Source organism: Pseudomonas sp. BS3767, assembly GCF_900099665.1.
GTDB lineage: Bacteria > Pseudomonadota > Gammaproteobacteria > Pseudomonadales > Pseudomonadaceae > Aquipseudomonas > Aquipseudomonas cerasi.
The window spans coordinates 147,943-172,988 of the sequence record NZ_FNCX01000011.1 but is presented as its reverse complement, the minus strand read 5'-3'; the positions used below and the strand labels follow the sequence as shown (position 1 = coordinate 172,988).

Annotated in this window: 26 protein-coding genes; 3 read left to right on the top strand and 23 right to left on the bottom strand. The window is 54.7% G+C overall.

Features of this window, described 5'->3' with window-relative positions:
* Positions 1-44: 44 nt before the first annotated feature.
* From BLR16_RS25390 to BLR16_RS25330, 14 genes are all read right to left on the bottom strand, one after another.
* On the bottom strand, positions 45-2,303 hold the full coding sequence (locus BLR16_RS25390; protein WP_092194555.1) for an SNF2-related protein: 2,259 nt from the start codon (positions 2,301-2,303) through the stop codon (positions 45-47).
* A 106-nt stretch (positions 2,304-2,409) separates the two neighbouring features.
* Complete coding sequence (locus BLR16_RS25385) at positions 2,410-3,861, bottom strand: DUF6094 domain-containing protein (RefSeq protein WP_092194553.1); 1,452 nt, start codon at positions 3,859-3,861, stop codon at positions 2,410-2,412.
* A gap of 29 nt (positions 3,862-3,890) precedes the next feature.
* Positions 3,891-4,490: a hypothetical protein gene (locus tag BLR16_RS25380; protein WP_092194551.1), complete on the bottom strand. Its 600-nt coding sequence runs from the start codon at positions 4,488-4,490 to the stop codon at positions 3,891-3,893.
* 66 nt (positions 4,491-4,556) lie between these two features.
* A complete protein-coding gene (locus tag BLR16_RS25375) occupies positions 4,557-5,081 on the bottom strand; it encodes a hypothetical protein (RefSeq protein ID WP_003425083.1) in 525 nt (174 codons plus the stop codon).
* 88 nt (positions 5,082-5,169) lie between these two features.
* Positions 5,170-5,781: a DUF3275 family protein gene (locus BLR16_RS25370; RefSeq protein ID WP_092194549.1), complete on the bottom strand. Its 612-nt coding sequence runs from the start codon at positions 5,779-5,781 to the stop codon at positions 5,170-5,172.
* A 95-nt stretch (positions 5,782-5,876) separates the two neighbouring features.
* The gene (locus tag BLR16_RS25365) at positions 5,877-6,212 is read right to left on the bottom strand and encodes a hypothetical protein (protein ID WP_024662544.1); all 336 of its coding nucleotides are present in this window, start codon (positions 6,210-6,212) and stop codon (positions 5,877-5,879) included.
* 88 nt (positions 6,213-6,300) lie between these two features.
* Positions 6,301-6,618 (bottom strand): hypothetical protein, encoded by a 318-nt coding sequence (locus BLR16_RS25360; protein ID WP_024662545.1) that lies wholly within the window; start codon positions 6,616-6,618, stop codon positions 6,301-6,303.
* Between the two features lie 70 nt (positions 6,619-6,688).
* Positions 6,689-6,844, bottom strand: coding sequence for a hypothetical protein (locus BLR16_RS28680; RefSeq protein WP_164989078.1), 156 nt, complete (start codon positions 6,842-6,844; stop codon positions 6,689-6,691).
* 70 nt (positions 6,845-6,914) lie between these two features.
* A complete protein-coding gene (locus tag BLR16_RS25355) occupies positions 6,915-7,487 on the bottom strand; it encodes an STY4534 family ICE replication protein (protein ID WP_092194547.1) in 573 nt (190 codons plus the stop codon).
* 96 nt (positions 7,488-7,583) lie between these two features.
* Entirely contained in the window at positions 7,584-7,814 is a 231-nt protein-coding gene (locus BLR16_RS28675) for a hypothetical protein (protein WP_003435757.1), read from the bottom strand.
* Positions 7,815-8,119: 305 nt separating this feature from the next.
* A complete protein-coding gene (locus BLR16_RS25345; protein WP_092194545.1) occupies positions 8,120-8,488 on the bottom strand; it encodes a hypothetical protein in 369 nt (122 codons plus the stop codon).
* A 184-nt stretch (positions 8,489-8,672) separates the two neighbouring features.
* Positions 8,673-9,206 (bottom strand): regulator, encoded by a 534-nt coding sequence (locus BLR16_RS25340; RefSeq protein ID WP_092194543.1) that lies wholly within the window; start codon positions 9,204-9,206, stop codon positions 8,673-8,675.
* A 348-nt stretch (positions 9,207-9,554) separates the two neighbouring features.
* Positions 9,555-9,821, bottom strand: a complete 267-nt coding sequence (locus tag BLR16_RS25335) for a hypothetical protein (RefSeq protein ID WP_024661468.1) — start codon at positions 9,819-9,821, stop codon at positions 9,555-9,557.
* An 819-nt stretch (positions 9,822-10,640) separates the two neighbouring features.
* Positions 10,641-12,662 carry a DNA topoisomerase III gene (locus BLR16_RS25330; RefSeq protein WP_024661467.1) on the bottom strand — a complete coding sequence of 674 codons (2,022 nt, stop codon included), beginning with the start codon at positions 12,660-12,662 and terminating at the stop codon, positions 10,641-10,643.
* Positions 12,663-13,447: 785 nt separating this feature from the next.
* On the opposite strand from BLR16_RS25330, the gene BLR16_RS25325 reads away from it, so the two are divergent.
* The 3 genes from BLR16_RS25325 (at position 13,448) to BLR16_RS25315 (ending at position 15,888) form a co-directional block, all read left to right on the top strand.
* Complete coding sequence (locus BLR16_RS25325) at positions 13,448-14,233, top strand: hypothetical protein (RefSeq protein WP_092194541.1); 786 nt, start codon at positions 13,448-13,450, stop codon at positions 14,231-14,233.
* A gap of 123 nt (positions 14,234-14,356) precedes the next feature.
* Positions 14,357-14,935 carry a GNAT family N-acetyltransferase gene (locus BLR16_RS25320; protein WP_244618919.1) on the top strand — a complete coding sequence of 193 codons (579 nt, stop codon included), beginning with the start codon at positions 14,357-14,359 and terminating at the stop codon, positions 14,933-14,935.
* Positions 14,932-15,888: a tyrosine-type recombinase/integrase gene (locus BLR16_RS25315; protein WP_092194537.1), complete on the top strand. Its 957-nt coding sequence runs from the start codon at positions 14,932-14,934 to the stop codon at positions 15,886-15,888. Before BLR16_RS25320 ends, BLR16_RS25315 begins: the two co-directional genes overlap by 4 nt.
* A 47-nt stretch (positions 15,889-15,935) precedes the next feature.
* Here the strand turns inward: BLR16_RS25315 and BLR16_RS25310 are convergent, their stop codons facing one another.
* From BLR16_RS25310 to pilO2, 9 genes are all read right to left on the bottom strand, one after another.
* Positions 15,936-16,853, bottom strand: coding sequence for an Abi family protein (locus BLR16_RS25310; RefSeq protein WP_092194535.1), 918 nt, complete (start codon positions 16,851-16,853; stop codon positions 15,936-15,938).
* A 160-nt stretch (positions 16,854-17,013) separates the two neighbouring features.
* Positions 17,014-17,454, bottom strand: a complete 441-nt coding sequence (pilM, locus tag BLR16_RS25305; protein WP_092194533.1) for a type IV pilus biogenesis protein PilM — start codon at positions 17,452-17,454, stop codon at positions 17,014-17,016.
* Between the two features lie 31 nt (positions 17,455-17,485).
* Entirely contained in the window at positions 17,486-18,892 is a 1,407-nt protein-coding gene (gene pilV, locus BLR16_RS25300) for a shufflon system plasmid conjugative transfer pilus tip adhesin PilV (RefSeq protein WP_058825445.1), read from the bottom strand.
* Positions 18,889-19,821, bottom strand: coding sequence for an ATPase, T2SS/T4P/T4SS family (locus tag BLR16_RS25295; RefSeq protein ID WP_024661460.1), 933 nt, complete (start codon positions 19,819-19,821; stop codon positions 18,889-18,891). The genes pilV and BLR16_RS25295 overlap by 4 nt, the downstream gene beginning before the upstream one ends.
* Positions 19,822-19,823: 2 nt before the next feature.
* Positions 19,824-20,348, bottom strand: a complete 525-nt coding sequence (locus BLR16_RS25290) for a type 4 pilus major pilin (RefSeq protein WP_024661459.1) — start codon at positions 20,346-20,348, stop codon at positions 19,824-19,826.
* A 38-nt stretch (positions 20,349-20,386) separates the two neighbouring features.
* Positions 20,387-21,478: a type II secretion system F family protein gene (locus tag BLR16_RS25285; RefSeq protein WP_058825444.1), complete on the bottom strand. Its 1,092-nt coding sequence runs from the start codon at positions 21,476-21,478 to the stop codon at positions 20,387-20,389.
* A complete protein-coding gene (locus BLR16_RS25280) occupies positions 21,468-23,099 on the bottom strand; it encodes a GspE/PulE family protein (protein WP_024661457.1) in 1,632 nt (543 codons plus the stop codon). Before BLR16_RS25280 ends, BLR16_RS25285 begins: the two co-directional genes overlap by 11 nt.
* Entirely contained in the window at positions 23,096-23,698 is a 603-nt protein-coding gene (pilP, locus tag BLR16_RS25275) for a type IV pilus biogenesis protein PilP (RefSeq protein ID WP_046832654.1), read from the bottom strand. The genes BLR16_RS25280 and pilP overlap by 4 nt, the downstream gene beginning before the upstream one ends.
* Positions 23,688-25,046, bottom strand: coding sequence for a type 4b pilus protein PilO2 (gene pilO2 / locus BLR16_RS25270; protein ID WP_092194531.1), 1,359 nt, complete (start codon positions 25,044-25,046; stop codon positions 23,688-23,690). Before pilO2 ends, pilP begins: the two co-directional genes overlap by 11 nt.

Here is a 25,046-nt window from a genome sequence, read left to right as displayed (position 1 = left end):
CTGAACGTTTTGGTATAAAATAGGCCACCCGAAGGTGGCCACGATCAAGCGTTGATGAGTTGTCTGGCGAGTGCCATCTCTACGGAATCGCCATCCTGGTTCAACGAGTCCAGACCAGACTCAGGAACATCCCCTGACGTACTCTGCGATACCGCGATCTTCTTGGCCATCAGCTGCAGGCAGGTGATCTGAGAGCTGCCGATGTAGCCGAAAAAGATCACTCGGACGTCCTGCTTCTGTCCGATCCTCCATGAGCGCCTTGCCGCCTGTTGCACCGTGTAGACGTTGTAACCCGTCTGCATGAAGGCAATGGTCGGAAAGTCGAGCAGATCCAGACCTGTTTTTACGAGCTCCGGGTTGGTGATCAGTACGTCGACGCCTCGATCAACCTGGTCAAGGATCCAGTCCTCGCGCCTGGCGGTGTCCACCGATGCACGCAGCACTGCCACCTTCAGTCCCGATTGCTCGAGCACCCGCTTCATGCGGCTCGTGGTGTCTCTGGTACCCGTGTAAACCGAATAGGCCAGAACCTTGCGGTTCCGGGCCTTTTCAGCAAGACATATGTCCAGAAGGGCCTGTTCCTTTGGCATGAGCTCGTCGTCATCGAAGACCGACGGCACGAAAGCCAACGTGTCTCTGGATCGAGGATGTTTCACCACCTCAGGTCGAAAGCAGCAGTCCGGCCATGCCAACAGCACGTTCAACACCACCCCTAACAGCGTCGTATCTCTTCGGGCTAGCGCCTGCCGAAGCTCGACGGTCAATGTCTGGGCAAGCTTACGGTGAGCCGCCTCCTGGTCTGGAGACATCGGAACGTCAATGAACTCCTCCCGGTAACCAGGTAGCACGTTGCCGCCGATATCCTTGAGTTTCAGGAACACAGTGAAGGGTAGAACGAAGCGGTGAATGCCTTTCGGGCCGAACCCCGGAGCTTTGACCGTCCGCACTGAGAGTTTCTTACCCTTGGCAGTCTTGTGAGAACTGCCATCACGCTCGGTGTAGATATCCTTCAGTACCCCGTGATCCCGCATAAAAGACATCGCCGCCGGCGCCATGCTTCCTCGCGCGTTGGGCTGATAGCCGTCCTCGATCATTCGTCTGGTGAGGATTCGGAACAGGAGATAGAACAGATCGTCTGCATACCCGCCCATCAGAGTGCCGGTCAGCAGCACAGTCTTACGTGCTTTGGCTGCGAGCACGCCCATAGCCTGACCTTGTGCCGATCCACTGTTTTTGTACTCGTGCCCCTCGTCCACGACCAGTAGGTCGAAGCATCCATCAGGTAGGTAGCGCTTGATGAACTCGGTGGGTTGGTAACCCCCCTCGCCGAACCCGAACTCGATGTTGGCCATCGCACGCTCCATGCGCTTGGCTTGGCGGTCGCTGAAGATGAAATTGCCTTTGGCGTCCATCAGGTTGATGAACTCAGAGACATTGTCCAGAAGCATCGAGGCGAGAAAGTCTTCGCCGAAGTCAGATAGAAGCCGTTCTGCACGAACAGGTCCGATTGTAGGGATGCGACACATCGACTTTAGGATCGTGTTACGGCGGCTGCCGCCATCCGATTTGCCCGGGCGCATCAGCGTCCATAAAGCGGCATTACAGTGTTCGCAGCGTCGACGTCGCTCTTCACGCTGAAATTCCTCAGCGGTGATCAGATTGCCTTCCTGGTCCTGTAGCAGACGCCCACAATCTGGACACGCTGCCAGGCTCCTTCCACCGCCGGCACGTCGCTGCCAAAAGGCCAGACGCCAGTGGAACCCCATCCGCATCCGCACACGGCCGAGAATAAAGAACTCCTGACGTCCGTCGTAGGTATCACCCAGTTGATCGCGCAGCTTCAGCAGCTTGACCAGGGTATCCGGTCCGTTGAGCACCCAGACGCGAGCGTCAGGGATGGTTTCGAGGATCTCGCGCCGCCACTTGTAGACCAGGTGCGGAGGCGCGATGACCATCGTCCTGCGATAACCAGCTCCATGCATGACTGCAGCGAGAGCGATGGCCATCATTGTTTTGCCTGTCCCCATCTCGGCATTGATGATGCCAGCCTGCTCATTCTGATCGAGCAAAAGCGCGGCAATTGCCTGGACCACTTGAGCTTGGGCAGGGAAGGGCTGTCTTTTGAGGCCGTCCAGCACCCACTGCCGAGCCGGATTGTCGATGCCGGCGTAGACCGGTGGGTTGGAGCGGTTGAGTGACTCCAGGAGTTCGTCGCCAAACTCTTCGATAAACTCAGTGAGCCCGATGTTCAAAGTTGGTACACAAGGGTGGTCTGCAGGCGCAGCCAAAGGCAGGTCGTTCATGATGTTTCTCCACTATTGGGTTAAACAGGGCATGCACGACACCACCAAGGGTATTGTTCATACCCTGAGGTGCGGTTAGATGATTAAAAGGTCTTGGTAAAGTTTATTAGTAGTCAGATGGCAACATGACTGTTGTTGCTGAGCGATCAGACTCGGTAATGATCCAGAGTCTGGTCTCATCCTCTGCTTCGATGTCATACCCGGAAAACAATCGGCCATCAGCACTCAGTGCTTGCTGGTTGCTGTCCCAGTCGTCGTTCGAAATCTCGCCCCAATCGCCCGTCGCGTGACGCCGCAGGTACTGCCTCACGTCGAGAGAGCTATTTTGAAGCAGACTTTGAACGCTGTGCGTGAGCATCACACGGCCCAGTTCAATTGAAGCGTTCTGACTACGTGCAGCAGTGTTTGAGGTGGTTTCGTGTGTAGCTGGTGTTGTCGCATCCGAGCTGATGGTCAGTGCGTACCCTAGATAGGATGAGCCTGGCGTCATATCCCATGCCCTAATCCTGGGCACAAAACGATCAGTCAAGATCCGTGTCTCAAACACGTGGCCGTCCTCGTCCTCAGTGAATTCGGTCTTGGGAACCTTATCCTTGTAAGTGTCGCCCTTGAGCACCAGGACACGCCCGGAACGAGAGGTCACGACACCAGTTATGGCTCCAGCAGCGAGTGCCAGTGCCAAGTGCCACCGTGAAAGTGCCTTCACCGGGGCCCGCGGTTGAGCGCCAGTCTGGCCAAAGTGCAGCGTGAAATCAGGCCATAGGCCTCTCAGACGAAGAACCTCTTCACTGAATTGCTCGGGTTCAAGAGTGATTCGGTAGAAGTGTTCCAGGTCATTAGCGATCGGTAGGACAGCGTATTGCTCCCATGGCCAAGTGGCCGGTAGCAGATCAGCAGCTTCTTCCCCGGATCCGATTGCCCGCAGATACTCACGCATCGCCGCCAGTTCCCGGGGTCTTGCCAGATCCTGACGCCGTACCCTGATTCCGAATATCACGACCTGTTTGAACGTGCGGTCTACCGCGGCGCAGATCCGCAGCCCGGTAAAGTGATTGGTGAGCCAGCCACACAGCTCGTCGTCCAGCACGTAGTGAGGAACGATGAATACCATCACCCCTCCGTACTGAAGCAACGGCAGTGACCGTTGGTAAAATGCCTTCTCCAGCCTTTTGCGGCCGCTACCCTGGTACTGTGAAGCGCCAGAGTGATCAGCGACCAGATCCCCGTAAGGAGGGTTGAGCCAGAGCAGTCCGAAGGACTGTCGAGAGATCATGGTGTCCATCAAGTCACCCTGCAGCACTCGGTCCAGCAACGTTTTCGAGTGATCAGCGCGCTCTTTGTCGTACTCAACCGCATACGTCTCTGTTCGGTCTCGCTCCAGTCGGTGTGCGACCTCAGCCAAAGCCACTCCTTCTCCCGAGCACGGATCAAGAATCCGCATCCGTCCCGAGGTCGCCGGCAACAATGCCTGCAGAGTGCGCTCCAGAGTCAGTTCGTCAGTCGGGTAATAGCCGTTGCGTGCAAAATTACGGGCAAGCCGTGAGAACATCAAAGCCATGGTTGGCTCCTTGGACTGGTGGGCGTGAACTACGCCGTAACTTCAGTGGTGAGTTTCCCTGCGCGAATGAGTTCGCCCAGAGCTTTTTCGAGCACGTCCAGCTGCAGCGACAAACGCCAGGCTGTCACCGAGCCAATAGCTCCCGGTAGCGGGTGCAACATGTTGTGCGCAGTAAGGACCTCCATCACCGGCTCACGCCAATGTGGAAGGAACGGAAGAGGGCAAGTGTCTACGATCAGCGGCCACAACCTATCGAACGGGTCTTGGGCTTGATTGATGAGCGCGTAAGCAGAATGGGTTGCTCTATCCGGCTGCGAGCAACGCTGATCGAACAGCCATAAGTGCAGCAGGCTACCGAAGAGCGTTCCGCGAAGCTGGCGAGTGGTGCGTTTTTCCAACAGATCCGTATCAGGGAACACCGGGATGCGTTGGTCATTCATGACGATGTGGAACTGGTCCAGGCCGTTCTCGGTGGTACCGAGTGTGAGTCTGGCCAGAAACTCCTGCATGGCCGTGTCGCGGCCCCAGGCTGATAGAAATATCAGGTTTCGCTGCTCGTCACAGACGCACGCGTCGACGTACAGATCCGGGCATTCTTCGATGTGAAAGAGTTGAGTGCGGTTCGGCATTAGGTCCTCCAATACAGGAGGGGAACCGCCCTGAGGGGCGGTGCTGCCCCTCGGGATTCAATGTGTTTAGCGGATAAATTCGGGTTTATCGATTGCCGCCCGAGTTTGTTCTTCTGTCTCGTACTGCCAGCGACCATCAACGAACGCATCGCGGTCGAAGTCGTAAACCTCAAACATGACGTTTTTGTCGCATGGGTTTAGATGGGTGCAATACAGCTCACCCTCTGAATTCAAACCGGCTGCCCAGTGAGCCCCCAGTTTGAGTCGGTAACCCGGTCGACTCTTCAGTAGCATCGTGTATATCTCTAAGATCTGATCGAAACTCAAAGGCTCAGCAGCCACGAGTTTTTTCTCAAGCGGATCGAAGGTTACGGTGTTTGTTTGATACAACGGGCTTTGCCCAGCAATGAATATCTCGCACCGGAAGCGCGGTCGCATTGCTATGGCCGCGTCTGCCTGTTCTACGGTCAAGTCAAGTTCGTCGACCAGAATGTTCCAGATTTCTGAGTCAGGCGCTTCTTCGTTGTTGGTGAGTTGATCCTCAATGATGTCCAGGATCGCTTTCTTGATATTTATGAAAAGCGGATGCATGTGATGCTCCTTCAGTTAGTAATGAGGAGCACCCATGAGGGAGCCCTCAGGGGATGTAAAAGTAGAAAACGCTCAGTTCTGAGCAAGGTCAATGAGTGCTGAGATTCCAAATCTGCAGCTTGAAGTCAAGCTCATACCCGAGCTCGCCAAGGCGAACACATTGTTGCCGCAGACGCTTACGGTCTACAGTTGTGTCCAGCTTGACTGCACGTCCAATAGGCCAGATCGTGCCGAACAGCTCTGCATCAGCCTCATGTGCGGTGACCTGTTTCTCAGGCTCGGATCTCGTCATGCCAAACGGTGCGTCACTGTCAGCAGAAACTGATCTTCTGGACGTTGTTTGAATAGCCGGACGAGGTCTGGTTGAAGACGAGCCGCCGGAGGCTTCTTCGTCGAGTGGGTCAGTTTCGCTGTTGGACAGCCTCTCAGCCTCGTCGGCGCTCAGGTTAGCCACATCGTCCAAAGACATGCTGTCCAGCCTGGCGCGGACTTCGACCACTAATCTGCCGCCGTTTGTGTAGTAGGAGGGACGAATTTCGGTGATAACAAAATCACCTCGATATTTGCCCTCGTGGTACTGGTCCAGCAGCGCGTCCTTGATAACGAACTCACCAATGGACGTCGAGAGTCGCCCAACGTTGAAAGCGCCGTTGCGACCGCTGATGGTGCGTATGGCCAAATAGCCGGGCAGGTTGATCATGACTACTCCGGATTATCGGGCAGGCCGCTTGAATGGGAGCCCGAAAAAAAGCCCGAAGATTCGGGCTTGTTAGTGGTTTCAGGTTGACGACTGGGTCAGAAGAGGTTGAGAGGCTGTTCAGCTCTAAGCGAAATGCAAAGGTAGGGACTGCCGTTTATGGCATCTATCCGATGAAGTTTCAGTTCGAGCCAATGACGCCCCGAGCGGTCCCCATTGGGTAGAAAACGATAGATACCGAAGTCGATCTGAACCTCATCTGGCTGCAGATGCAGCTCGCGATAGGCTTCGAGTACGACTTCGCCAAGACGAGTGCCGATCTCCGCAATGTGCGACGGTTGTTCCAAATGAACAGATTCTTTCCAGGCGGAAGGCGTCAGCACAACAGGCAGCTTCAGCAAAGTGGATGGCAAGTGATTTATGGTGATGGACATAATAATTCTCCAGGTGCGGGCAACCACCTGGCCCGACCGGGAGGTGAATTACCCGGTCAGGTTGGTTTTCGTTCTTGAGAACGTTGGGTTAGAGTCTTTCTGTTACAGCGGATGAAGTATCAGGATATATATCTATCCCGCACCATTCCCGAAGAGTCCAGTAAGACTTGAGGAGTGCAGCATCATCAATATACGAGCTGTGGTCCGGTGTGTAATTCTCAACGTGGTCCAATAGGGCCAAGTCTTCGAGCTTGTCCAGAACATCCTCCCAATACAAACTGGAAAAGCGATCCGGCGGCGTATCTTTGTTCAAAACCTGTTGATAGATACTATCTTGAGCGTGTGCTTTTGAGATCAGCAAAGCGAGCTCAAGTCGCAAGGTTAGTCTGTTAGTATTACTGTCCATAGGAGCTCCAATATAAGGGCCCCGGTCCCTTAAGGGTGGGGGCCTTAAGGGTAAAGTAGAAGGTTTAGTGTCAAGAACTAATCACCATACCTGCCATTGCAAGAAAAGTGGCGACCAGTCCTCCTGCGCCGATCTGTGTCAGTAGTTGAGCGGAGAGCTGTTGTCCAAATTCCAGAAAAAATATGCTTAGCATTGTAAGCACGAGTGTCGCGATAGCGAATTTCATGAAGTCGTTACCTACGGTGTGGAGAAAAGAAAAGGCGCCTGCAGGGCGCCTTGAGGTTGTAAAAAATCTATCAAGCGGCTTGTTTCTCTCCTCGTCCTGCGCGAGCTGGTTTTGCTCGTGTTGGCTTAGGGGGAGTAGCAGCTGGAGTAGCCACATCAGTTGGTTCGCTTGAGGCAGGCGCCTCGGATTGAACGACTGGGGTAGCTTCGGACTGTGAGCTTTCAGAAGAGGCAGGTGCTTCTTCTTTCTGCGGAGCCTGATAAACGTATTCACCTTCAACTTTGATCCAGGCAAGGTACAAGAGACGGCCTTTGAGGCTGACACCTGGTTGGCCTTGCTTAGCACCACTGCTGTAGGTAAAAACATCGGCCCAGAGATCGCCAATCCGGAAAGAGACAAGAACCTTCTTATCGGCAGCAACAGCTTCCTGGCAACGGCGAATCAGCTTGTCAGCTTCTGCACCCACCACGTTGCAATCGATGTATGAATACTCAACCGAGTCTGTGCTGCCTTTGAGGGCGGCAATGGTGACAGCCATGAAAGGGTCTCCCTTACGAGGCTTCACTTCACGAATGCGGTTGAGATAGCCAATGCCGACGGTGTGCAGGTCGAAGTATTTGGTTTCGTTGGTAGAGTTGTTCATGATGTATCTCCAGTTTTGAGTGTTCAAAGCGGAGATACACTTCGCCCAGGGGGAAGGTATTCCCCGCATGGGTGGTAGAGCGAAATTTTACGACAATCAATGCATGAATCTGAACGCAGTAAGCATAACGCCTACAGCAGCAGTCAGCATGACAGCCATACGAATGGTGAGTTTCAGTTCGAGTCTAGACTCGAGATTGTCGATGTCGGCTTTAGTCGCGAGTTGCGTTTGCATATCCGACTCCAGAGCATCGACGACTGCAGTGGCGCGGTCTTCCGGAACATCGATTGAAATCAATGCTTGGTAAAGCGCAAGACTGCTTTTCATGAAGGTCTCCTGCTAAGCACGAGACCATCCCTACGGGAAAGGTCCCGATGGGGTGTGAGAATCATTATGCATCCATCAACCAGTTAAACTGGTCAACCGTTCGCGCTTCCGAATGCTTTGCGAACTGGGGGTTGGATTAATGCGTAAAACGCATCGTAGTCATGAAATCCAGACTACCTCGGGCATGTTGCTGACAACGTCAGCGGTACATGGCTTTAGAATCCTTTAAGGGAGATTCGTTTGTCAACCCTCCAAATGAAAAAAGCCCCTCAATGAATGAGGGGCTTGTCAGGGGAGGGTGAGTATCAAGCAATGAGCTGGTCCAACGAACCCATGACAGGGGCCTTAACTGCTGGTTCAGCATTCCGCTTTTTGGACGTCTCGGGCACCTTCGATGCGCGAGATTTACGGGCTTTCTTCACCTGTTTGGTCTGAACCTCTTGCGTATTAGCCTCATACCAATCACGAAGATTGATCCCTTTGCGACGCACTATGGCTGGCACGCTGCAGTAGTTTTCGCACTCGTCGTGGGTCATCGCAGGTTCAGGCATCATCCTGCACTGCGCTGTTACCACTTTGACTGCTGAAGGTCTTGGTTTTTGGTTGACCGCACGGATGCATTCACGCAGTGCAGTGCCGACCATCATGCCGAAACGGAAGCTTGCTGAACTCATGGTGTTTCTCCAGTGAAAATTGCGGAGAACACCGCCCGAGAGGGGAGTGTTTCCCCGCTGGGTGAGTGACGCGTTTAATGTGCATCCATCGGCGTTTAAATCACCGATCGTTCGCGCCTCCGGAAGCTTTGCGAACTTTAGGTTGGATCAATGCGTAGAACGCATCGTAGTCATGAGATCCAAACTACCTTCGGCGTGTTGCTGACAATCGCAGCGCCACATTCCATTGGTACGATAGGTACGAGAGAAAACTGCGGATAAGCGTGGTTTTGGTCTGGGTAGAGACCCACACAATTTTCACTCCGCTAGTGCCCGAAATTTCTTGTATGACGAGGTCTGGATCATCTATCAGGTCACATTCCTGAGGTCCGTAGTCCTCGTAGATCTCTAGACCTGTGAACTCAAAACAACCGCATGGGCAGGTGTCTTTAGTAAGGCCGTGGCTGCAGATTCCATGGCTCCGATTGACTTCCCTTGCCGCCATAATTTCTGATGGGGAAAGATAATCATAGTCCGAGCGTGCATAGCTAAATGCGTCTGCCGCTTCTGGCGCCTGTTCGTCATCGCCGAAAGTCTCAATCATCTGAGAGCAAAAGTGCTCAAAGACCATTGTTTCGTATGTCGGAAATTGACGACATGCCTCGCCGTAAAGCATATCAACGCGTTTAGTGATCTCAGCATTCTGGGATGTTGAGTTTGCAGCCGTGTGATCCGACATAGTCTGTCTCCGTTCAAATTGCAGAAAACGGAGACACTTGTCCCTAAGGGAAAGTATTCCCCGAGGGCAGGTCAGTGTTATGGCATGACTCAGCCAGGCTGAGTGCAGCGTTGTGTGCGATGTTGAATATGCATCCATCGGCAATCAATACCGATCGTTCGCGCCTCCGGAAGCTTTGCGAACTTGGGGGGGGATCAATGCGTGGGGCGCATCGTAGTCGCGAGATCCTGACTACCCGGGCATGTTGCTGACAACGTCAGCGGTACATGTCTTGAGAATGTGAAGTCTGTGAAGGCTTGTCAAGCACGAGCTGTCGGTTCTGGCCACGATCAGCGTGAGATGCTCGGTTCAGAGCTCTCGACGGCAGTATCTTCCTTCGGCTTGACTAGGTTCGCAGGCAGCAATCACGGCATTCGTTGCATCAATCACGGACTGCAGTCGACGTGTGATCATGGGGATTTCGTCATGCTCCAAGGCTCCGCCTACCCTCAGAATTGCGGCGAGTTCTAACGCTGCCTGAGCTGCCTGGTTTTCAACTGTTTCTGGTCTTACTGGAGACTGCTTTGAAGCAAGTTTAGTGATCATCCAGTCAAGCAATCCCTTCAATACACTCATGTTGGTTCCTAATAATGACGAACGCAAGATACAGCGTTCCTTACTGACTTAGCCCCGCAAAAGCGAGGCATACTTAGAGCTTGTTTTGTTCACAAAACTAAAAAACCTGTTGGAGGGATTGCACGCGAGCAGGCCCTCTAGCAGGCTGAAGAAACCATATTTTTGAAAGCTGAATCTAATGGGAATCGTGCTGAGAGCTATCTCATTTGGTGACGATAGCTCTCAGCCGATGTGTACTTTGCTACAGCTTGTAAAATTTGCCACCTGTGAGCGTTAGCTCAGCGAGGATCCCTGGGCATTGATCGCACGCATTGCTACATCGACATCACCCGGCCCGTTGTCGTGGCTTGGGCCAGTTATCAAAAGGCACGCATTCGCGCACAAAGGGAACCCGTTTTTTCACCGGTGGGTGCCGGCAGCGAAAAGTGGCTACCTCGGAAGGTAACCTGGTCATCCAGCGTTGCTAGATGACCAGGTTACCTGCCGAGAGAGTCGGAAGCGTTTTAAAAAAAAGTGGACCGCAACACCAGTGCGGCCCTGAGACAACTATGCATCGAACCTTCTGTGAACTCTGTGTGCCTATGAACCCGCTTTCACGAGTTAGACGGCTGCGTGTCTGCTACTGAACAGGGAGACACAGGGAGAATTCACAACAAGATCTGTACGCCCCTCCCGATGCTTTGCGTACTTTGGGGGAGGAGAATGAAGGCAAGGCCGACTTCTCCAGGGTGTCACTGATGACCGTCAGTGACCAGCGGGGTGGAACTGGTAGTAGCCCCATTGTGGCACATCATTTGTGACCCCGCTATCACCAGCCTCTCAGCTGCTTTTGACAGAAGCGGCTCGGGGCTTGGCTGACCTGCCAGGTGTTTTTTTCTTACCTGTACCAATGTTCACCGTCCCTTTGCATTCGGGGTAGCGGGAACACGCCCAGAAAACTCCTGAGGATCCTTTACGCTGCGAGGTTTTCGCACTGCACAAAGGGCACTTGGGACCTTCGGGCACTTTTATCGACAAGGTGGTGCCTTTGTATTGGTCGACGAGCCTGGTGATCCAGCTCGATTGCCTGGCGATAAAATCATCGAGCGTCAGGGTGCCTTGCTCGATCATAGTAAGCGCTTGCTCCCATATAGCAGTTGTGCCGGGATCGGCCACAGCCGGAGGGACCGCATCAATCAGCGAGAACGCTGCTTCAGTTGCTCGCAGCGCGCTTCCTTTCTTGATGAGTGATCCTCGGTCGATCAATCCCTGAATTGTGCCTGCGCGTGTTGCTTCAGTACCTATACCGGTAGTTTCCTTGAGCTTTTGAGCCAGTCGTGGATCCTTGACCAGCTTGGCAATGGTTTTCATCGCTTTGATCAATGTACCTTCGGTGTAAGCCTTGGGCGGCTCGGTTTTCAGCGATTTGAGATGCAGGTCCTGAACGTCACACCGAGTACCAATTTGCAGCACTGGCAGGATCTGAGAGCGGCCGCCACTGTCATCAGCCTCCTCTTCGGACGATGCAGAAAAAAGAACCTTCCAGCCTGGGATCACGATTCGCTTGCCCACTGCTTGCAGTGGAACTGCATTGCATTCGAAGGTGGCCACGGTCCGGTCGTACTCATGGGTAGGCAGGAACTGCGCAAGGAAGTGCGCGCGGATCAATTCATAGACCTTGCGTTCCTTCTCAGACATTGCTGAAAGGTTTGCTGGTTCAAGCGTGGGTATTATCCCGTGGTGCGGCCCCGTGATTTTTTTGTCATTCCATGCCCGGGAACGTTGCTCCGGGTCGATCAGTTGCAGCGTCTTACCGATAGATGGATCAGTTCGGTTTAGAGCATCGAGGACCATGGGGACTTCATCAAACATGCTCTCCGGCAGGTACCCGCAATCGGTCCTTGGGTAGGTCGTCGCCTTGTGAGTTTCATAAAGTGACTGTGCTACGTCCAGCGTCTCTTGCACACCCATCCCAAGCTTTGCAGAGCACACCTCCTGCAGGGTGCTCAGATCGAACGGGAGCGGAGCTGGATCCTTGCCACGCTTTGTATCAACAGAAACTGTTGAGGCAGCCTGACTACTTTTCAGCGCGGCCAGTGCAGCAGTTGCAGCAGCTTGATCAAGGCAACGGCCTTCCTCATCTACCACGTACTCATCGGCGACCCATTTCGCCAAGAACGATTGTCCTGCCGTCCAGAGCTGAACCTCGACACTCCAGAACGGTTTGGGTATGAAGTTCGAGATCTCCCGGTCGCGGTCGACCACCAAGCGAAGGGTCGGTGTTTGGACACGGCCCACGGAGAGCACACCGGTGTACCCGGCCTGTCGGCCGAGCAGGGTGAATAGCCGCGAAAAATTCATACCGATGAGCCAGTCCGCTCTGGAACGAGCGAGCGCCGAGAGGTACAACGGGTAGGTTTCTGAGCCTTGCTTGACGGTGTTGAGCGCTTGGCGGATGGATGCTTCATTGAGCGCAGACAGCCATAGCCTCTGAATCGGTCCTCGGTACCCACAATACTCGATCAGTTCGCGCGCGATCATCTCCCCCTCGCGGTCAGCGTCTGTCGCAATGACAAGCTCGGTAGCCTGCTTGAGAAGCTGCTTGACGATCTTGAACTGACTGGAGGTTTTCGGCTTTACGAGCACTTTCCATTCAGCAGGCAGGATTGGAAGTGTGTCCAGGCTCCAGTTTTTCAGGTGATCGCCATAGGCATCCGGTGGCGCCGTTTCCAGCAAGTGCCCAATTCCCCAGGTCACGGCCACACCATTGCCCTTGATGCAGCCGTCACCTCGTGTTTTGGCCCCGAGTACGGCGGCGATGTCTTTACCCTGGCTGGGCTTCTCGCACAGATACAAACGCATAAGGACTCCGATGAGGTCGTTTTACTCAAAGGAGAAACATTGCCTGCTTGAGAAGTTATGCGCCTTAGAAAACCCTTCATTGATCCCGTGGGGTTGGAAAATTGGTGTTGATTTCAGATCGAGTTAGCTGAGGCTCTCTGGGAGGTTGAAAAAAAACCTCTGGCTTGGTAAACGGGTACGAATCACAAACGAGGCTTACTATGACTATCTCAAATCGGCTGCTCGATGAACTTTCGACCTGGCCCATAGTTTCTGTACCCGGTCGTTTCTACCATGGCTGCTGTTTCGGAGATCAGGGGGTGGACGTATGCGCCAATCTGATAACAGGGAATAAATGGTTCTCAATCAACCGACATTACGCAGGTGAGTACGCATGGCATTTTAGCCGGCCACAAAATGCGCAGAGGATGAGGCTTGAGCTGGAACTCACGGATCCACATTTGGCTATCTCTCAACCTAAACATATGGGTGGCGAAAACTGGGCACCATTTCTTGCAGAGTGTTTTCCAGGTATAGGTGGATACGATCTAAGTCGTGAGTTTCAAAACACTCTAGAAGCCCATATCAATGCATTGGGAAAACCTAATGTTAAATCATACTACAGCTATGAGGGGTGGGAGATATGTATCCCCAATGCAGAGAGGTTCGTTAGGATAGTCAGTGTAACGGGCTTGCCAAACGACAAGGCTCGTTACAAAGCGTTAGGAATATAGGAAGCGTTGAGGGTGCGTGCTTGAGTGTGTGTGCCATGGGTGTAACTAATCTCAATCAGGAATTTTCATGTTATGGATATCTACAGGGTCGTCCCATTTTTGGACCGTGCGAAGGAGCTTTTGAAGGCTACTGACGAGAACTCCAAGAGGTATGCTGCCCTCGAGCTGCGATTTGCGTTAGAAAATGTCGTTTACAGGCAGATGCGTCAATACGGAGATGTCTTGCCTGGCAAAGTGCTGGGTATGTGGAAGCCTGATCAGATGCTGAAGGCGCTGATATCATTTGATCCTATCAATGAAAACGGTGGTGAGCTGGCATTTGCTCTGAGAAACGGCGATGAGTTGCCGGCTGACTCAGATTTCAAAGCCATAGGTTCTACCAAGTCAATTCCGTGGAAAGATTTCCGGAGGTATTACAATAAGCTCGGTTCCTATCTCCACTCCCCTGTGATCAAAGCTGATGAGCAGAAAGTCAAAAAAATAGCAAAGGAGGACTTTGCTAAAATAATAAGTTGTCTTGAGGATGTTGCCAAGGCAACAGCCGTATTTGCAGTCAAAGCTGTAGTGTTTGGCGAGTGTGAGTGTGGAGATGTACTTTATGTAGGTCAGCGTGAGTTCGATAATGACGATGTAGTCCACTGCAGTAACAGAAGGTGTAATTTGCTTTGGAAAAAATGGACTGAAGAGGATGGGCGGCAGATCCTTGTCAAAGTAGAGACGTTCATTTTTGACTGCTCTGATTGTCAGGCAGTAATTCCCGTCCCTCCAGCCCAAATGTGGCAGCCCATCCGCTGCAGCAACTGTTCCAGTCGCTTCGTGGTTGAAGTCAGACTTTCTAAAGTCGAAGAAGAAGACTGACAGCGTGAGATCCTGCGAGGACAGACGAAGCGTAGATTTTGGAATCGATCCCCAGCTCCGGAAGCAGCCGATTTATCGCGAAAAACGGACACGGGGCGATTTCGCAGAAAGGGGTGATAAAATATGTTATCGGCTCTTTCAAGTTCAGGCGGGGATATGACGTTTTTCAGCAGGATTCGTGGTTTTTTCAGTAGATGGCACGTCGAGAGTGTGGTGATGCGACCGATTACCCTGGTGAACGAGCGCACCGAATCGCGGCCTGGTCATTTCGTGTTTCCTGGTACTGACTTCATCGATCACATCGAGGTCGACGGCCAGCGTGTGGGTCAGATCGACTACAGCATCAACCCGCTGAAAGACCGGCTGTACATCAACATGATTGAGCTCAGGCCCGGTAGTCAGCGACAGGGGATCGGCTCTGCCGTCCTCTGGCACCTTTGGCAACTGCACGGGCTGCCCATCGTGCCGCTGTACGAATATGCCACGTCGGAAGGTTTCTGGTGCCAGGCCCGAGCGCGCCTTGGTGCAGCGGGTGTGATGATTGAGGCTCAGTTACGCGGTGTCAGGCAAATGGAGCTGGAGCAGGAGCGTTGGCAGCACCTGGTGCCAGAGCCGGAACATAAGCGCCTGATCCGCGAGCTGATGGCTTCCCCCGAGTGGCCGGCCATCAAAGCGCGGCACGATGCGGAGCGAAATGCATGAGCGAGCTGGTGATGGCCAACGCCGGCGAGCGGCGACTGACTGCACTGGAATTCCAGGAGCTGGCCGCAGTGCCGGCAGCCGTCGAGTGGTTCGCCAATATCCGCAACCTGCGCACTCGACGTGCATACCAGGCAGATCTGCGCGACTTCTGCAGCTTTGTCGGCCTGGCCGGTGCCGAAGAGTTTCGCGTTGTGAACCGGGCGCACGTTTTAGCCTGGCGCGCTCAGCTGGAGCGGCGGGCTCTGTCGGGGGCCACGATCCGGCGCAAACTGGCGGCGCTGGCCAGCCTCTTCGATTACCTCCTGGACAGCAACGCACTGGCCGGGGGCAACCCGGTACATGGGGTTGCCAGGCCCCCGGTTGAAACCAACGAGGGCAAGACCCCGGCGCTCGGCGACGACCAGGCCAAGCGTCTGCTCGATGCACCGGATGGTGAATCCCTCCAAGGCGTGCGCGACCGGGCGATACTGGCGGTGCTGCTGTACCAAGGGCTACGTCGTGAAGAGTTGAGCCTGCTCCAAACCGGCGACCTGCAGGAGCGGCGTGGTGTGAAGCACCTGCGGATCCACGGCAAGGGCGGCAAGATCCGCTACCTTCCACTGCACCCCGTCGCGGCGGAGCGGATCTACGTGTACCTAATGCGCGATGGCGATCGTGCCCTGACGCCGGGTGCGCTGTTCCGCTCGCTGCGTGGAAAAACATCGGGTACCGGGATTACCGGCAAGGGTGTGTATGGCGTTGTGACGAAATGGGCCAGCGTTGCGCAGATCCACGTCGACGGACTGGGTGTCCATGGCCTGCGGGCAACGGCGGCGACCAACGCGCTGGAGCACGACGCGGACATTGCCAAGGTGCAGATCTGGCTGGGACACGCAAACATCAGCACGACGAGGCTGTATGATCGGCGTGGCCAAAGGCCGGAGGATTCACCTACTTACAAAGTGAAATACTAGGTCCCCTTCAAAAACGGCTCCTGAACTGTGTAAAATTCCATCATTAGTCAAGACCAAAACGGTCGTTGTTCCCAACCAACCACCAAGCCTAACTCTGATGTACTCAATCCCGCCTTTGCCATAGCTACTGTGGGTAGTGTCGACATCAACTGCTTGAACCGTAATTTCCAATCGGCGGTTGCGTCAATGTTTAACAGCAGGGCCTGAACAACCACTGCCCTGGCAAAAATCCGCCCGCGGTCTGTATGGGACGGAAACTCTCCCTTGATTGCATTTGCGTAGACCGGCGCATCAGCAGTAATCGACGCATTCCACAAACGACCATGATGGGCGCAAACATTCCTCAGGAGGGTTGTAGACTTTAACCAAGAAACCAAAACCGATTCGTCGTACCCGAATTTAGCTGCCACTGTCTTGCGGTGGTCAAGGTGTAAATCCTTGAAGAGTCGGGACAGCTGGCCAAAAGTCATTGCTTCGAGCACCGTCCATATTGGTGGCAATGCTGGTGTGTTGTAGCTGCGATAGTAATGCTTGATCGACGCGTTGCCATCTCTTAAGCCGAGGACCTGCTTCAACAGGTCTCGATGTACCTTCCCATCTACGAAATGAATTGCGTCTAGGTAGAAATGCGGCCCGCATGCTTTGTCTAGGCCCAAGGTATTGATGATCGCGGATCGAAAAGCAATCTCAATCCTGTCGATCCCATCCAAGCACACAAGGCGTAGCCGTCGATCAAAATCGTATAGCTGCAGGATGTCATCGAACTTTATCTTTGCGTAGAAGCGCTTGTGTGTGTCCTGCAGCGGACGCATATACATCAACAGTCGATGATGGCCGATAAACTCAAGGGCTTGTGTGGCCTTTATTTTTTCTCCTCGCGTGTCAAGTCCTTTCAGCCGCAGATGACGCAGTAGGGCGGCGGGGGATTTTGCCGGTTTGAGGAATAGACTCGGAACTTGAGGCATGCCATGGCATCCTGCGGAGGCATTGAGGGAAGCAGAGAACAGAAAAAACTAACCCCCTGGTGCGCAGTACGGGACTGTGTCCCGCCCGAGGCGTGGGGGTTATTCTTGAGCTAATCATACGTCATATCATAGGTCGTTGACAAGCGTGTCAACTGTTCGCTTATTGGTAAGCCACAGCTGCACCGTTGGGTACTGTCGCCGGTAGCGCGACCCCTACGTTACCTGAGCTCGGTGTGAGCAAGCTACCGGAGGACGCGGTGCCTATGGCTAGCGATCCCCCAGTCAAATTGATCATCTCTGAAACAAGACCGGGGGGAGGGGACCCGAAGAACGCGTAACTTCGTCCAGCATCGACTACTCCATCGACTCCTGGGTAACGCGCGTACCAGGCGGGCAGATCCAGCTGATTATCTGGCACCGTTCCTGATGCAGCTTTGTGAGCGTAGGCATACTCGGCCAAGGCATTTCTGTAGACGAGGACGTTATGAGCAATCAGGGAGATTTCCACGGTCTGGGAGCTCTGTTCTGCCTGGTGTGACTTCTCGTAAACCATTCCGAGCACGGCTGTAATCACCACCATTGCAAGCCAGTAAATGTTCACTCTACGTCCTCGATGACTGCTATGAGCCTGCTCAAAACTGGCAACAGAAAATGGTGGCGTAGTCGTTCTGGCCTATCACGATTCCCGGGGTACTACTGTTCCGCTGGCCGGAGCCGGTGGTGTCCCACCCGACTTTCGTGTAGCCGACCGGGCAGGAATAGGTAGTCGCGTCGTTTGCGTCGTAACCGTTGATAGTCTTCGCTGTACAGGTAGGGGCACTGGAACCGTTCACCACCCAGACCTGGTTATCACAAGAAAGGGATCGACCCGTACTGGTTCGACCAACCATACCGTTTGCAGCACAGGCAGTGCCGGCAGTTGCAACGCCATTCAGCTGCAGGTATTCACCGACGGTCGCGCGACCTTCTGAAGTCACTGTCCCTCCTCGGATGTTCCCGGCTGTGTAGACGTTCTTGTCGCCGTAGACCCGAACCCAGTCCGAGTCACTCATGTACCAGCCACCACCCCATTTTTCGCTGTACCAACCGGTGTCGCCCTGAGTGCGAAACCAACCGCCTGTGACAGTCTCGCCTGATATTCGGGCAGCAGCGCCCGTGAGGTTGGCCGAGGCATTCACCGACTGTGCGTATACATCGCCTGCAGCTACAACGTTGCTCTGGGCTGTGACGCTCCCCGACGCACTCACATTGCCCTGGGCTGTGACAGATCCTGACGCACTGACATTACCAGTGGCGTTGACTGATCCAGCAGTGTCGACATTCCCTCCAACCGTCACTGTTCCAGAGGCGTTCAATGCAGCCACATCGTTGACATTGTTTCCTCCCATACTGAGCGCCGTGTTCATGCGATTGAGTTCAGGCTTGCCTGGGATGGCATTGCGGTACAAGTAGTCGTTGGAGAGCGTGCCATCCTGCAGGAACAAGGCGCTCGCAGTGTGGCCAACGCCTGGGTTGATACCGTAGTTGCTCAGCGCAAGTTGCCAGCCGCCTCGTACTCCCTGAATAACGCCGGTGTTGTTGAACGGGATGAAGCCCCCCGGCGCGCCCATATTTTCCGCAATCGTCCGTGTACCGATTTCATCGATAGCCTGTCCACCGGTAGTGATCACGATGGATTCGAGCTGGTTGACGTTGACCCTTCGGGCAAGCACCACGAAGCTCTGACCGAATGCATTTGTGTCACTGAAGCTGGCTGGCAGATAGTTGGTGTTGCGTAGCATCTGAGGGGTAATCGTCGCTGGAGTGGTTGTGCCCGCTGATCCATAGACCGTTGAGAAATTGTCCTTCAGGTATTTGGAAGCGGCCTCTGCGATCTGCTGCTGTTGCTGAGCTGCGATCTGATAGTTCTGCGCATCCATTCTGTCCGCGACCAGCGAAACGCCTATGGCCGACGCGATGGCAAAAACGATCAAGCCGAAGAGCAGCTCGATTACCACGAAACCGTTTTTTCCGGTCCGGCCGGGCTTGAGAAGATTCATCCCCAGAGGCTCCTGTTCGATTGTTGATCCACATCCTGGCTAAGCATCGCGATCTGATTTGAACGGATCTTCTCGCGAATACCAGGGCCGTCAGGTCCAGTCAGTGAAAGGCTCTGGATCTTCAGATGTCGCATTTCGCCTTCGCCTTCGAGGGCAAGCGCAGCTACAGCTAGCAAACCCTGTGACAGAATTGATCGGACGTTGCCGATGGCCGGCTCCGCAAGCGTCGCTATTCGCTCGATTGCCTGCGGCACGGTTCCCGCGTGAACGGTGGTGATGATGAACAGGCCGTTGATCGCCGCTCGGACTGCCTGAACTGCCGTCGGTGTATCTCTGATCTCACCGATAAGCATCATGTCCGCGCCAGAACGGAGGCCTCTCATCAGAGCCTCTTCATACCCCCCATTGCGTCTTGAAACCTGCATCTGGATGCAACGACCAGGTCCGTGACGACCGTTCAAGTCTGTCTCGGCCGGATCCTCTGCAGCCAACGCGATCCCTCCGCACGCATTTAGCCTGGCAATGATCAGCGAAGCTGCGCTTGACGTCTTACCGGTGCAGATCTCGCCGCAAAAAATCACCAGGCCGCGCACCTGCTTCGTCAGCAACGAAGCAACAAGGTCTTCCGGAAATCCCAACTGGTCGAACTGACGCACCTGCGCATTTGATCTGCGCAGTACGAACACATCCTGGCCGAAGGCATCGGGTATCTGAGTGACGCGAAGCACAGTTCCGTCTTTGATCAACGAGAACTCGGGATCCTGGTGCTCTTCGAAATGCTTTGTGCATTCCTCCCGTAAAAACTGGGCGCTTTCTTTCCAGTTTTCCGGAGCCTCGACACGTCCGCTCTGGCCATCCAGGCCTTTTACGTCCGTAAAATCCGGCCCCAGGTAGAGGTCACTAAAAGGCGTGTCGATAATTGGGTTCATGCTCAGTAGGCCGTCCAAGCCAATGTGTTGCTGTCTGTAGAGCAGCCACTGGTGGCAGCAGCAGAACTAACCTCGCCGCTCACAGCCGTCCCGCCATTGATAGAGGTGGTGACCTTCTGCCCGCGTCCAATCTTCGTGGCCAGCGTCACGCAGGCATCTTGGGGCAAGCCCGATTCGGTGACTGTGAAGGTCATGCCATTGGCAACCACAGTGACCTGCCCACTCCAGGCGTTGTAGAGCTTGCCGCCGGAGAAAGACATATTAGGAAGGCCCCTTATAGAGCTGAGCTGGGCGATCAGATCGGTCCCTGACGCTCCGTAACCGGTACTGCCTTTGAGCTTGCGAGTATTCGCGATCAATTGACCGACGTTACCCTGCTCGTTGTTGACGTCCGAACTGCCCATCGCGCCCCAACCGTTGTAGAGGGCGTAGCCCATCCCGATCAGGATAACGATGAGAACGAATAGCAATTCAATCGAGATATAACCGATCTGTTTCGCCCGAGCGGATTGAGTGGTGTTTTGCATGTGTGTGGTCCTGGGTATGTGGGTAACGGGTGTAGTGTTCAGTGCGTCATGCCCTGTGTGGCATTGCCGGTCATGCTGTAGGCCCCGACCATGACCAGAATCATCAAGACGCCGATCAGAACCATGGATACGAGGGACAGCGTCTTTGCGTAACGCTCGACCTGTTTCAGTGATATCTCCAACCAGCGAAGGCTGTAGCGATGCACTGCAGCCGAGAAGCTCTGCGTGGTGGAGAGAACAATCAGGAATTGAATGGCTTCGTGGTCTGGAAACTTATGCCCTGAAAGATCCAAAGCCTCGCCAAAGTTCTTGCCCATCCGGACCCCATAGTGGGCAGCTTCCAGGCGTTCGCGCAGCCACGGGTTAGCCCCACGCTTTAACGTGTCCAACGCTCCGAGCGGATCAATATTTGCTCGCAGCATCACTGCGATATTGAGGAGGAAAGTTGAGCCGTGGAGCGCTTTGTAGATTGACCAGGGAGGCAAGATCTCCAGCCGTGTCCGCCAAGGGCCACGGAAATAAGGCAGAGTCACGATACTGGTGACAACCAGGACCACCACAATGCACAAAGTCAGAAGTCCCCAGTTGGTCACAAAGGTGGCGATCATGTGCAGAACCATGGGTGCGCCGGACCAGGCTTCTGGGTTGGAAGAGCGGCTCATTGCAGGCACCACCCGAGTGGCGATTACGTTCAGCAAGTAGGCCATCAGGCTCCAGACAAAAATCGGGTACGAGGCCGTGGAGACCACCAGCTTCATCACTTTTTGCCGAGCCTCAATGATCCGCACGCAGTCGCTGAATGCCTGGATCAAGTTCCCTGACTTCTCGCCGGCGCTGATAACGGCGTGCTCCTGATAAGGCACCCAGTTAAGGCAGGCCTGCGCCAGCGTCTTGCCGCCGTCCACAGCTTTGCCTATGCCATAGCTGGCAAGCGCGATCGGATGTCGAGCATGGCGGCCACCATCACTGTAGATTGATCCGATACGATCAAGTGCCAGGTCGAGCGGCACCCCGTTCTCGAGCAGAGCTGTCATGCTCTCGTACAGCCGGATCCGCTCATTGCCTCCGAACTGGTTTCTGTAAAAGCCATCTACAAGCCCTGACCAGGCATCCATCACCTTACTGAGCATGGGCTTCTGCCTCAGTTGGCTCGGTATCCAGCATGTAGCTGTCAAAATCCAATGGACCGACCACTGCCTCTGCCATGCGCGGGTCAATCAGCCCCGCATTGATCTTGATGAGCGTGTGGGCAACCTTCGTGATACCACCCATGTGCTTGACCCAATACTGACGCGCAGCGCTGGGGCCATTCTTTCTGATTTCCTCCATGAACCGGTGGGTTGGTAGAAGAATCTCTGCGACAGCGACCCTGCCGTTCACCCCGTCACGGCATAGAGAGCAACCAGGCCCGGTCAGATAGACCTGATCCAGCACGGTCATCTTTTCAAGCCGCTCGACCAGTTGCGGATCCAAGGTACTGATGTGGCTGCGCGCAGGCACGCGACACTTCCTGCACAGCGTTGGCAGCAAAGACTGGTTGATAAGGCCGACGATGAGTGTTGGGTCGGTGACCAGGCTTGTATCAGCCCCCATATCGATCAGCCGAGGAATTGCTGCTACAGCGTTGTTGGTGTGCAGAGTCGATAACACGAGGTGGCCGGTCATCCCCCCGCGCAGTGCCCCCTGAGCTGATTCAAGGTCGCGAATCTCCCCGTACATCAGTATGTCGGGGTCGAGTCGCACGGAGTTTGTAATGGATTCTCCCCATGACTCATTGCTGCCAAGAGGGGACTGATTCGCGCGCATTGGATATTCGGGTGGGTCCTCAACGGTCAGGATATGTTTGGTGCCTTTGCACTCCTCAGCCAGAAGGTTGATCTGCACCTGGAGCGACTTCGATTTCCCTGATCCAGTCGGACCGGTCAAGATGATCACGCCGTAAGGAAGGCTTCGCAGGCGCTTGAACAGCAAATTCTGTTCTGGCAGAAACCCCAGATCGTCTACGGACTGTTTCTCCTGATCGTCATAGATCAGACGCAGCACCATCAGTGGCCCTTCGACCAGAGGGCGGGTAGCTACACGGGCTCCTGACAGCCCCAATTGGTCGAGGAAGGTGCGAGCCATGCGCGCATCTTGTTTCAACTCCGGTTGGTAGTAGCCCTCAGATTTGACGTCACACATCGAATTGAAGAGTGAAGAACAGAGCTCGTTCCCTACGGCGCTCTGGATCTGCCCGTACTCCCGTAAGAGACCGTCCTCACGGAACTTGATGTAGGTGATTTCATGGCCAACGATGAAATGCACGTCGGAAGCACGTCGCGCGTGGGCCGCGCCGATGATACGAATCACCTCTTGTTGGCGCTGGGTACTGTCTACAGATCCGGCGAAAGTTCTGCCTGCATTTTGGTACAGAGACTTGATATCGCTGAGCGTGCTGCTGATGATCTGAAACGGTACGCCGGCTCGGTCCAGGCGATCCATAAAAGCCATCACGTAGGGGTCGTGCAAGTGCTGAGACGACACCAGCAGTTCTGCTTCTTCGGCCACAGTGGCAGGTGCTAGCAGGGCAACCAGCTGACGCAACTCGCTGGTGATGTCACCCCACCGCTGTCCCTCTGCAGTCATGACGGTTCCGACCACTTCAGACTGCATGGCGATGGTAATCGGTTGCACGAGCGCGGTCGGTCGGGTGACCTGATGTGCTAATGGATCGGGCTCAATGTCAGGCTCAATTCGTACCGCGCCGCTCATCGCTGTAACTCCTGCGACACGCTGGACAACGGAGTCATGGCCGATGGCTGCCCCGGAGCTACAGGCTTGAGTGTCTGCAGTGACATTTGGGGTGCTTCAAACGAACCACTTGGTGCCCGGGTCGAGAACCCTAGTGGGTATCGGCGTCCGTCATGGCCCAGTACAACGCTGTCGAGGGACACGCTGATTACCTTGAACCCTCCTGGCAGTTCAGCATTACCAACGGATGCATCAACCTCGAAACCACCTCCATACAGCAACGTGGCATACAGAGCGTTATTCGTCCTGAAAACGGTCTTGACCACCGGCAACTGCGGTGTGGTATTGCTGGCCGGGGCGGGCATCGTGTAAGCGGTCTGCGTTACTTGAACCGGCGCAGACGTTGATGTCTTGCCCCCGTTTACGATGTCTTCCTTCGCTCGAGCCCGCGCCGCCTGTGCTGTGAAGAGTAAGGTTTCACTCTGCACTTGGGACAACTCGCCAATGTTGATCCGACTAAGGTCGGTGGGAGATGGATCGGCCGCTACTGCCATGTTGCCGGCAGCCACGCAGGACAACAGAAGGGGCAGCAGAATCGAGGCGCGAGTGTCAATGCACATAGAGGTCACCTATGACGTTCCAGGTTAATTTGCCGTCTTGAAAGTCGGTTTTGATTTCACGTAGGCGCATTCCAGTGCTTTGCACGCCTTGAAGAACAGTCGCTGGCGGCAAAAGGCTCGTGAAACGGATTTCGAAGTGTCGGTAATCCGGGGGCGGTGGTGGTGGAGGCGCGGGTTGGCCAGGCAAAGCTGGTGGCTGGACAACCGTCACAGGTACTTCTGTGATCTTGGGCTGCAGGTCTTGGGCTTGCAGCCATGAAGTGATGCTGTCCAAAGCCTGCGTTGCCGGGTTCAGAGCGTCATCACCCGCCAGCGGCAGCTCGAACGTGAGCTTAACTGCGGCCATGTTGCCTTCGTCGTAAAACGCTGGCGTATCAGCAAAGTAGCCCGCCGTAGCTGCGCTGAAAGCCATCGTGGTGCTGTTGCCGGTGCGGTTGTAGTTGGCCGACATCAGCGTTCCGTCGCATTTAGCGGAAACGAATAACCACCCTTCGATTGCCGGTGGTAACTGGTCAATTGCGCCGTTACAGCCTTCAAGAAATACTGGGACAGAAGGCTGTTTTACCCACGGATGCACAAGCGCCTCGATCACAACTGGTGCGTTTGTTCGCTGGTTCAGGGCATCCAATTCAGCTTGCCTTGCCGCCTCTGCCGCTTTCTGCGCCTGGCGAGCAAGTTGCAGCTTATGTTCGTTCCACTGGTGCCACCCAATCAGGCCGGCCACGACCAAGGCACCGATCACCGCGGCTTTCATCAACTCCTGTCTGGACAGGCCGAATGCCAGCGGTGTCAGCTTGTATTCGCGCTTGAGGTTTGATGGCTGCAACAATGTTTCAGGGTCGAATTGTTCGCCACCGCGACCAAACTCCGGCGGGAGAAAGATCTTGTCGAAGCTCATCGAGCGGCTCAGCTGCTGAGCCACTTTCTTTTTTATTTCCTCACTGCTACCTACCAGGTCAGCGCCCGGGATGACCGCGCCTCGGTACACTGCGACCAAGGCATATCTGTCCTCGGTGTTTTCGATCTTCCAGGCAGCCAGCCACGATGCGCCCAGCTGCCCAGCGAGTGCGGCTGCAAGCGAGTACATGCCTTTGACTGCACCGTCATTCTGCGAAACGAATCCAGCCTGAATCACAGACTCGGTATGCCTGATGGCAACGATGTCCATTTGTTGGGTGCGACCGAACTGGCGTGCTTCTTTCATGTAGCCGGTAAGGCTGCCCAACGGGTGCCACAGCAGGCCTGTCACGAAAGATCGATCGTGATAAGTCAGAATCTGAACTTTGCCGTCACTGGGCATTTGAGCGCGCGGTGCGCGTCTTCGTAACAGGGAGAACAGGTTCGCCAT

Bases quoted from the DNA above. Each gene is read 5' to 3' on its own strand.
- BLR16_RS25390 (WP_092194555.1), bottom strand. From the start codon at position 2,303: ATGAACGACCTGCCTTTGGCTGCGCCTGCAGACCACCCTTGTGTACCA.
- BLR16_RS25385 (WP_092194553.1), bottom strand. From the start codon at position 3,861: ATGGCTTTGATGTTCTCACGGCTTGCCCGTAATTTTGCACGCAACGGC.
- BLR16_RS25380 (WP_092194551.1), bottom strand. From the start codon at position 4,490: ATGCCGAACCGCACTCAACTCTTTCACATCGAAGAATGCCCGGATCTG.
- BLR16_RS25375 (WP_003425083.1), bottom strand. From the start codon at position 5,081: ATGCATCCGCTTTTCATAAATATCAAGAAAGCGATCCTGGACATCATT.
- BLR16_RS25370 (WP_092194549.1), bottom strand. From the start codon at position 5,781: ATGATCAACCTGCCCGGCTATTTGGCCATACGCACCATCAGCGGTCGC.
- BLR16_RS25365 (WP_024662544.1), bottom strand. From the start codon at position 6,212: ATGTCCATCACCATAAATCACTTGCCATCCACTTTGCTGAAGCTGCCT.
- BLR16_RS25360 (WP_024662545.1), bottom strand. From the start codon at position 6,618: ATGGACAGTAATACTAACAGACTAACCTTGCGACTTGAGCTCGCTTTG.
- BLR16_RS28680 (WP_164989078.1), bottom strand. From the start codon at position 6,844: ATGAAATTCGCTATCGCGACACTCGTGCTTACAATGCTAAGCATATTT.
- BLR16_RS25355 (WP_092194547.1), bottom strand. From the start codon at position 7,487: ATGAACAACTCTACCAACGAAACCAAATACTTCGACCTGCACACCGTC.
- BLR16_RS28675 (WP_003435757.1), bottom strand. From the start codon at position 7,814: ATGAAAAGCAGTCTTGCGCTTTACCAAGCATTGATTTCAATCGATGTT.
- BLR16_RS25345 (WP_092194545.1), bottom strand. From the start codon at position 8,488: ATGAGTTCAGCAAGCTTCCGTTTCGGCATGATGGTCGGCACTGCACTG.
- BLR16_RS25340 (WP_092194543.1), bottom strand. From the start codon at position 9,206: ATGTCGGATCACACGGCTGCAAACTCAACATCCCAGAATGCTGAGATC.
- BLR16_RS25335 (WP_024661468.1), bottom strand. From the start codon at position 9,821: ATGAGTGTATTGAAGGGATTGCTTGACTGGATGATCACTAAACTTGCT.
- BLR16_RS25330 (WP_024661467.1), bottom strand. From the start codon at position 12,662: ATGCGTTTGTATCTGTGCGAGAAGCCCAGCCAGGGTAAAGACATCGCC.
- BLR16_RS25325 (WP_092194541.1), top strand. From the start codon at position 13,448: ATGGATATCTACAGGGTCGTCCCATTTTTGGACCGTGCGAAGGAGCTT.
- BLR16_RS25320 (WP_244618919.1), top strand. From the start codon at position 14,357: ATGTTATCGGCTCTTTCAAGTTCAGGCGGGGATATGACGTTTTTCAGC.
- BLR16_RS25315 (WP_092194537.1), top strand. From the start codon at position 14,932: ATGAGCGAGCTGGTGATGGCCAACGCCGGCGAGCGGCGACTGACTGCA.
- BLR16_RS25310 (WP_092194535.1), bottom strand. From the start codon at position 16,853: ATGCCTCAAGTTCCGAGTCTATTCCTCAAACCGGCAAAATCCCCCGCC.
- pilV (WP_058825445.1), bottom strand. From the start codon at position 18,892: ATGAATCTTCTCAAGCCCGGCCGGACCGGAAAAAACGGTTTCGTGGTA.
- BLR16_RS25295 (WP_024661460.1), bottom strand. From the start codon at position 19,821: ATGAACCCAATTATCGACACGCCTTTTAGTGACCTCTACCTGGGGCCG.
- BLR16_RS25290 (WP_024661459.1), bottom strand. From the start codon at position 20,348: ATGCAAAACACCACTCAATCCGCTCGGGCGAAACAGATCGGTTATATC.
- BLR16_RS25285 (WP_058825444.1), bottom strand. From the start codon at position 21,478: ATGCTCAGTAAGGTGATGGATGCCTGGTCAGGGCTTGTAGATGGCTTT.
- BLR16_RS25280 (WP_024661457.1), bottom strand. From the start codon at position 23,099: ATGAGCGGCGCGGTACGAATTGAGCCTGACATTGAGCCCGATCCATTA.
- pilP (WP_046832654.1), bottom strand. From the start codon at position 23,698: ATGTGCATTGACACTCGCGCCTCGATTCTGCTGCCCCTTCTGTTGTCC.
- pilO2 (WP_092194531.1), bottom strand. From the start codon at position 25,046: ATGGCGAACCTGTTCTCCCTGTTACGAAGACGCGCACCGCGCGCTCAA.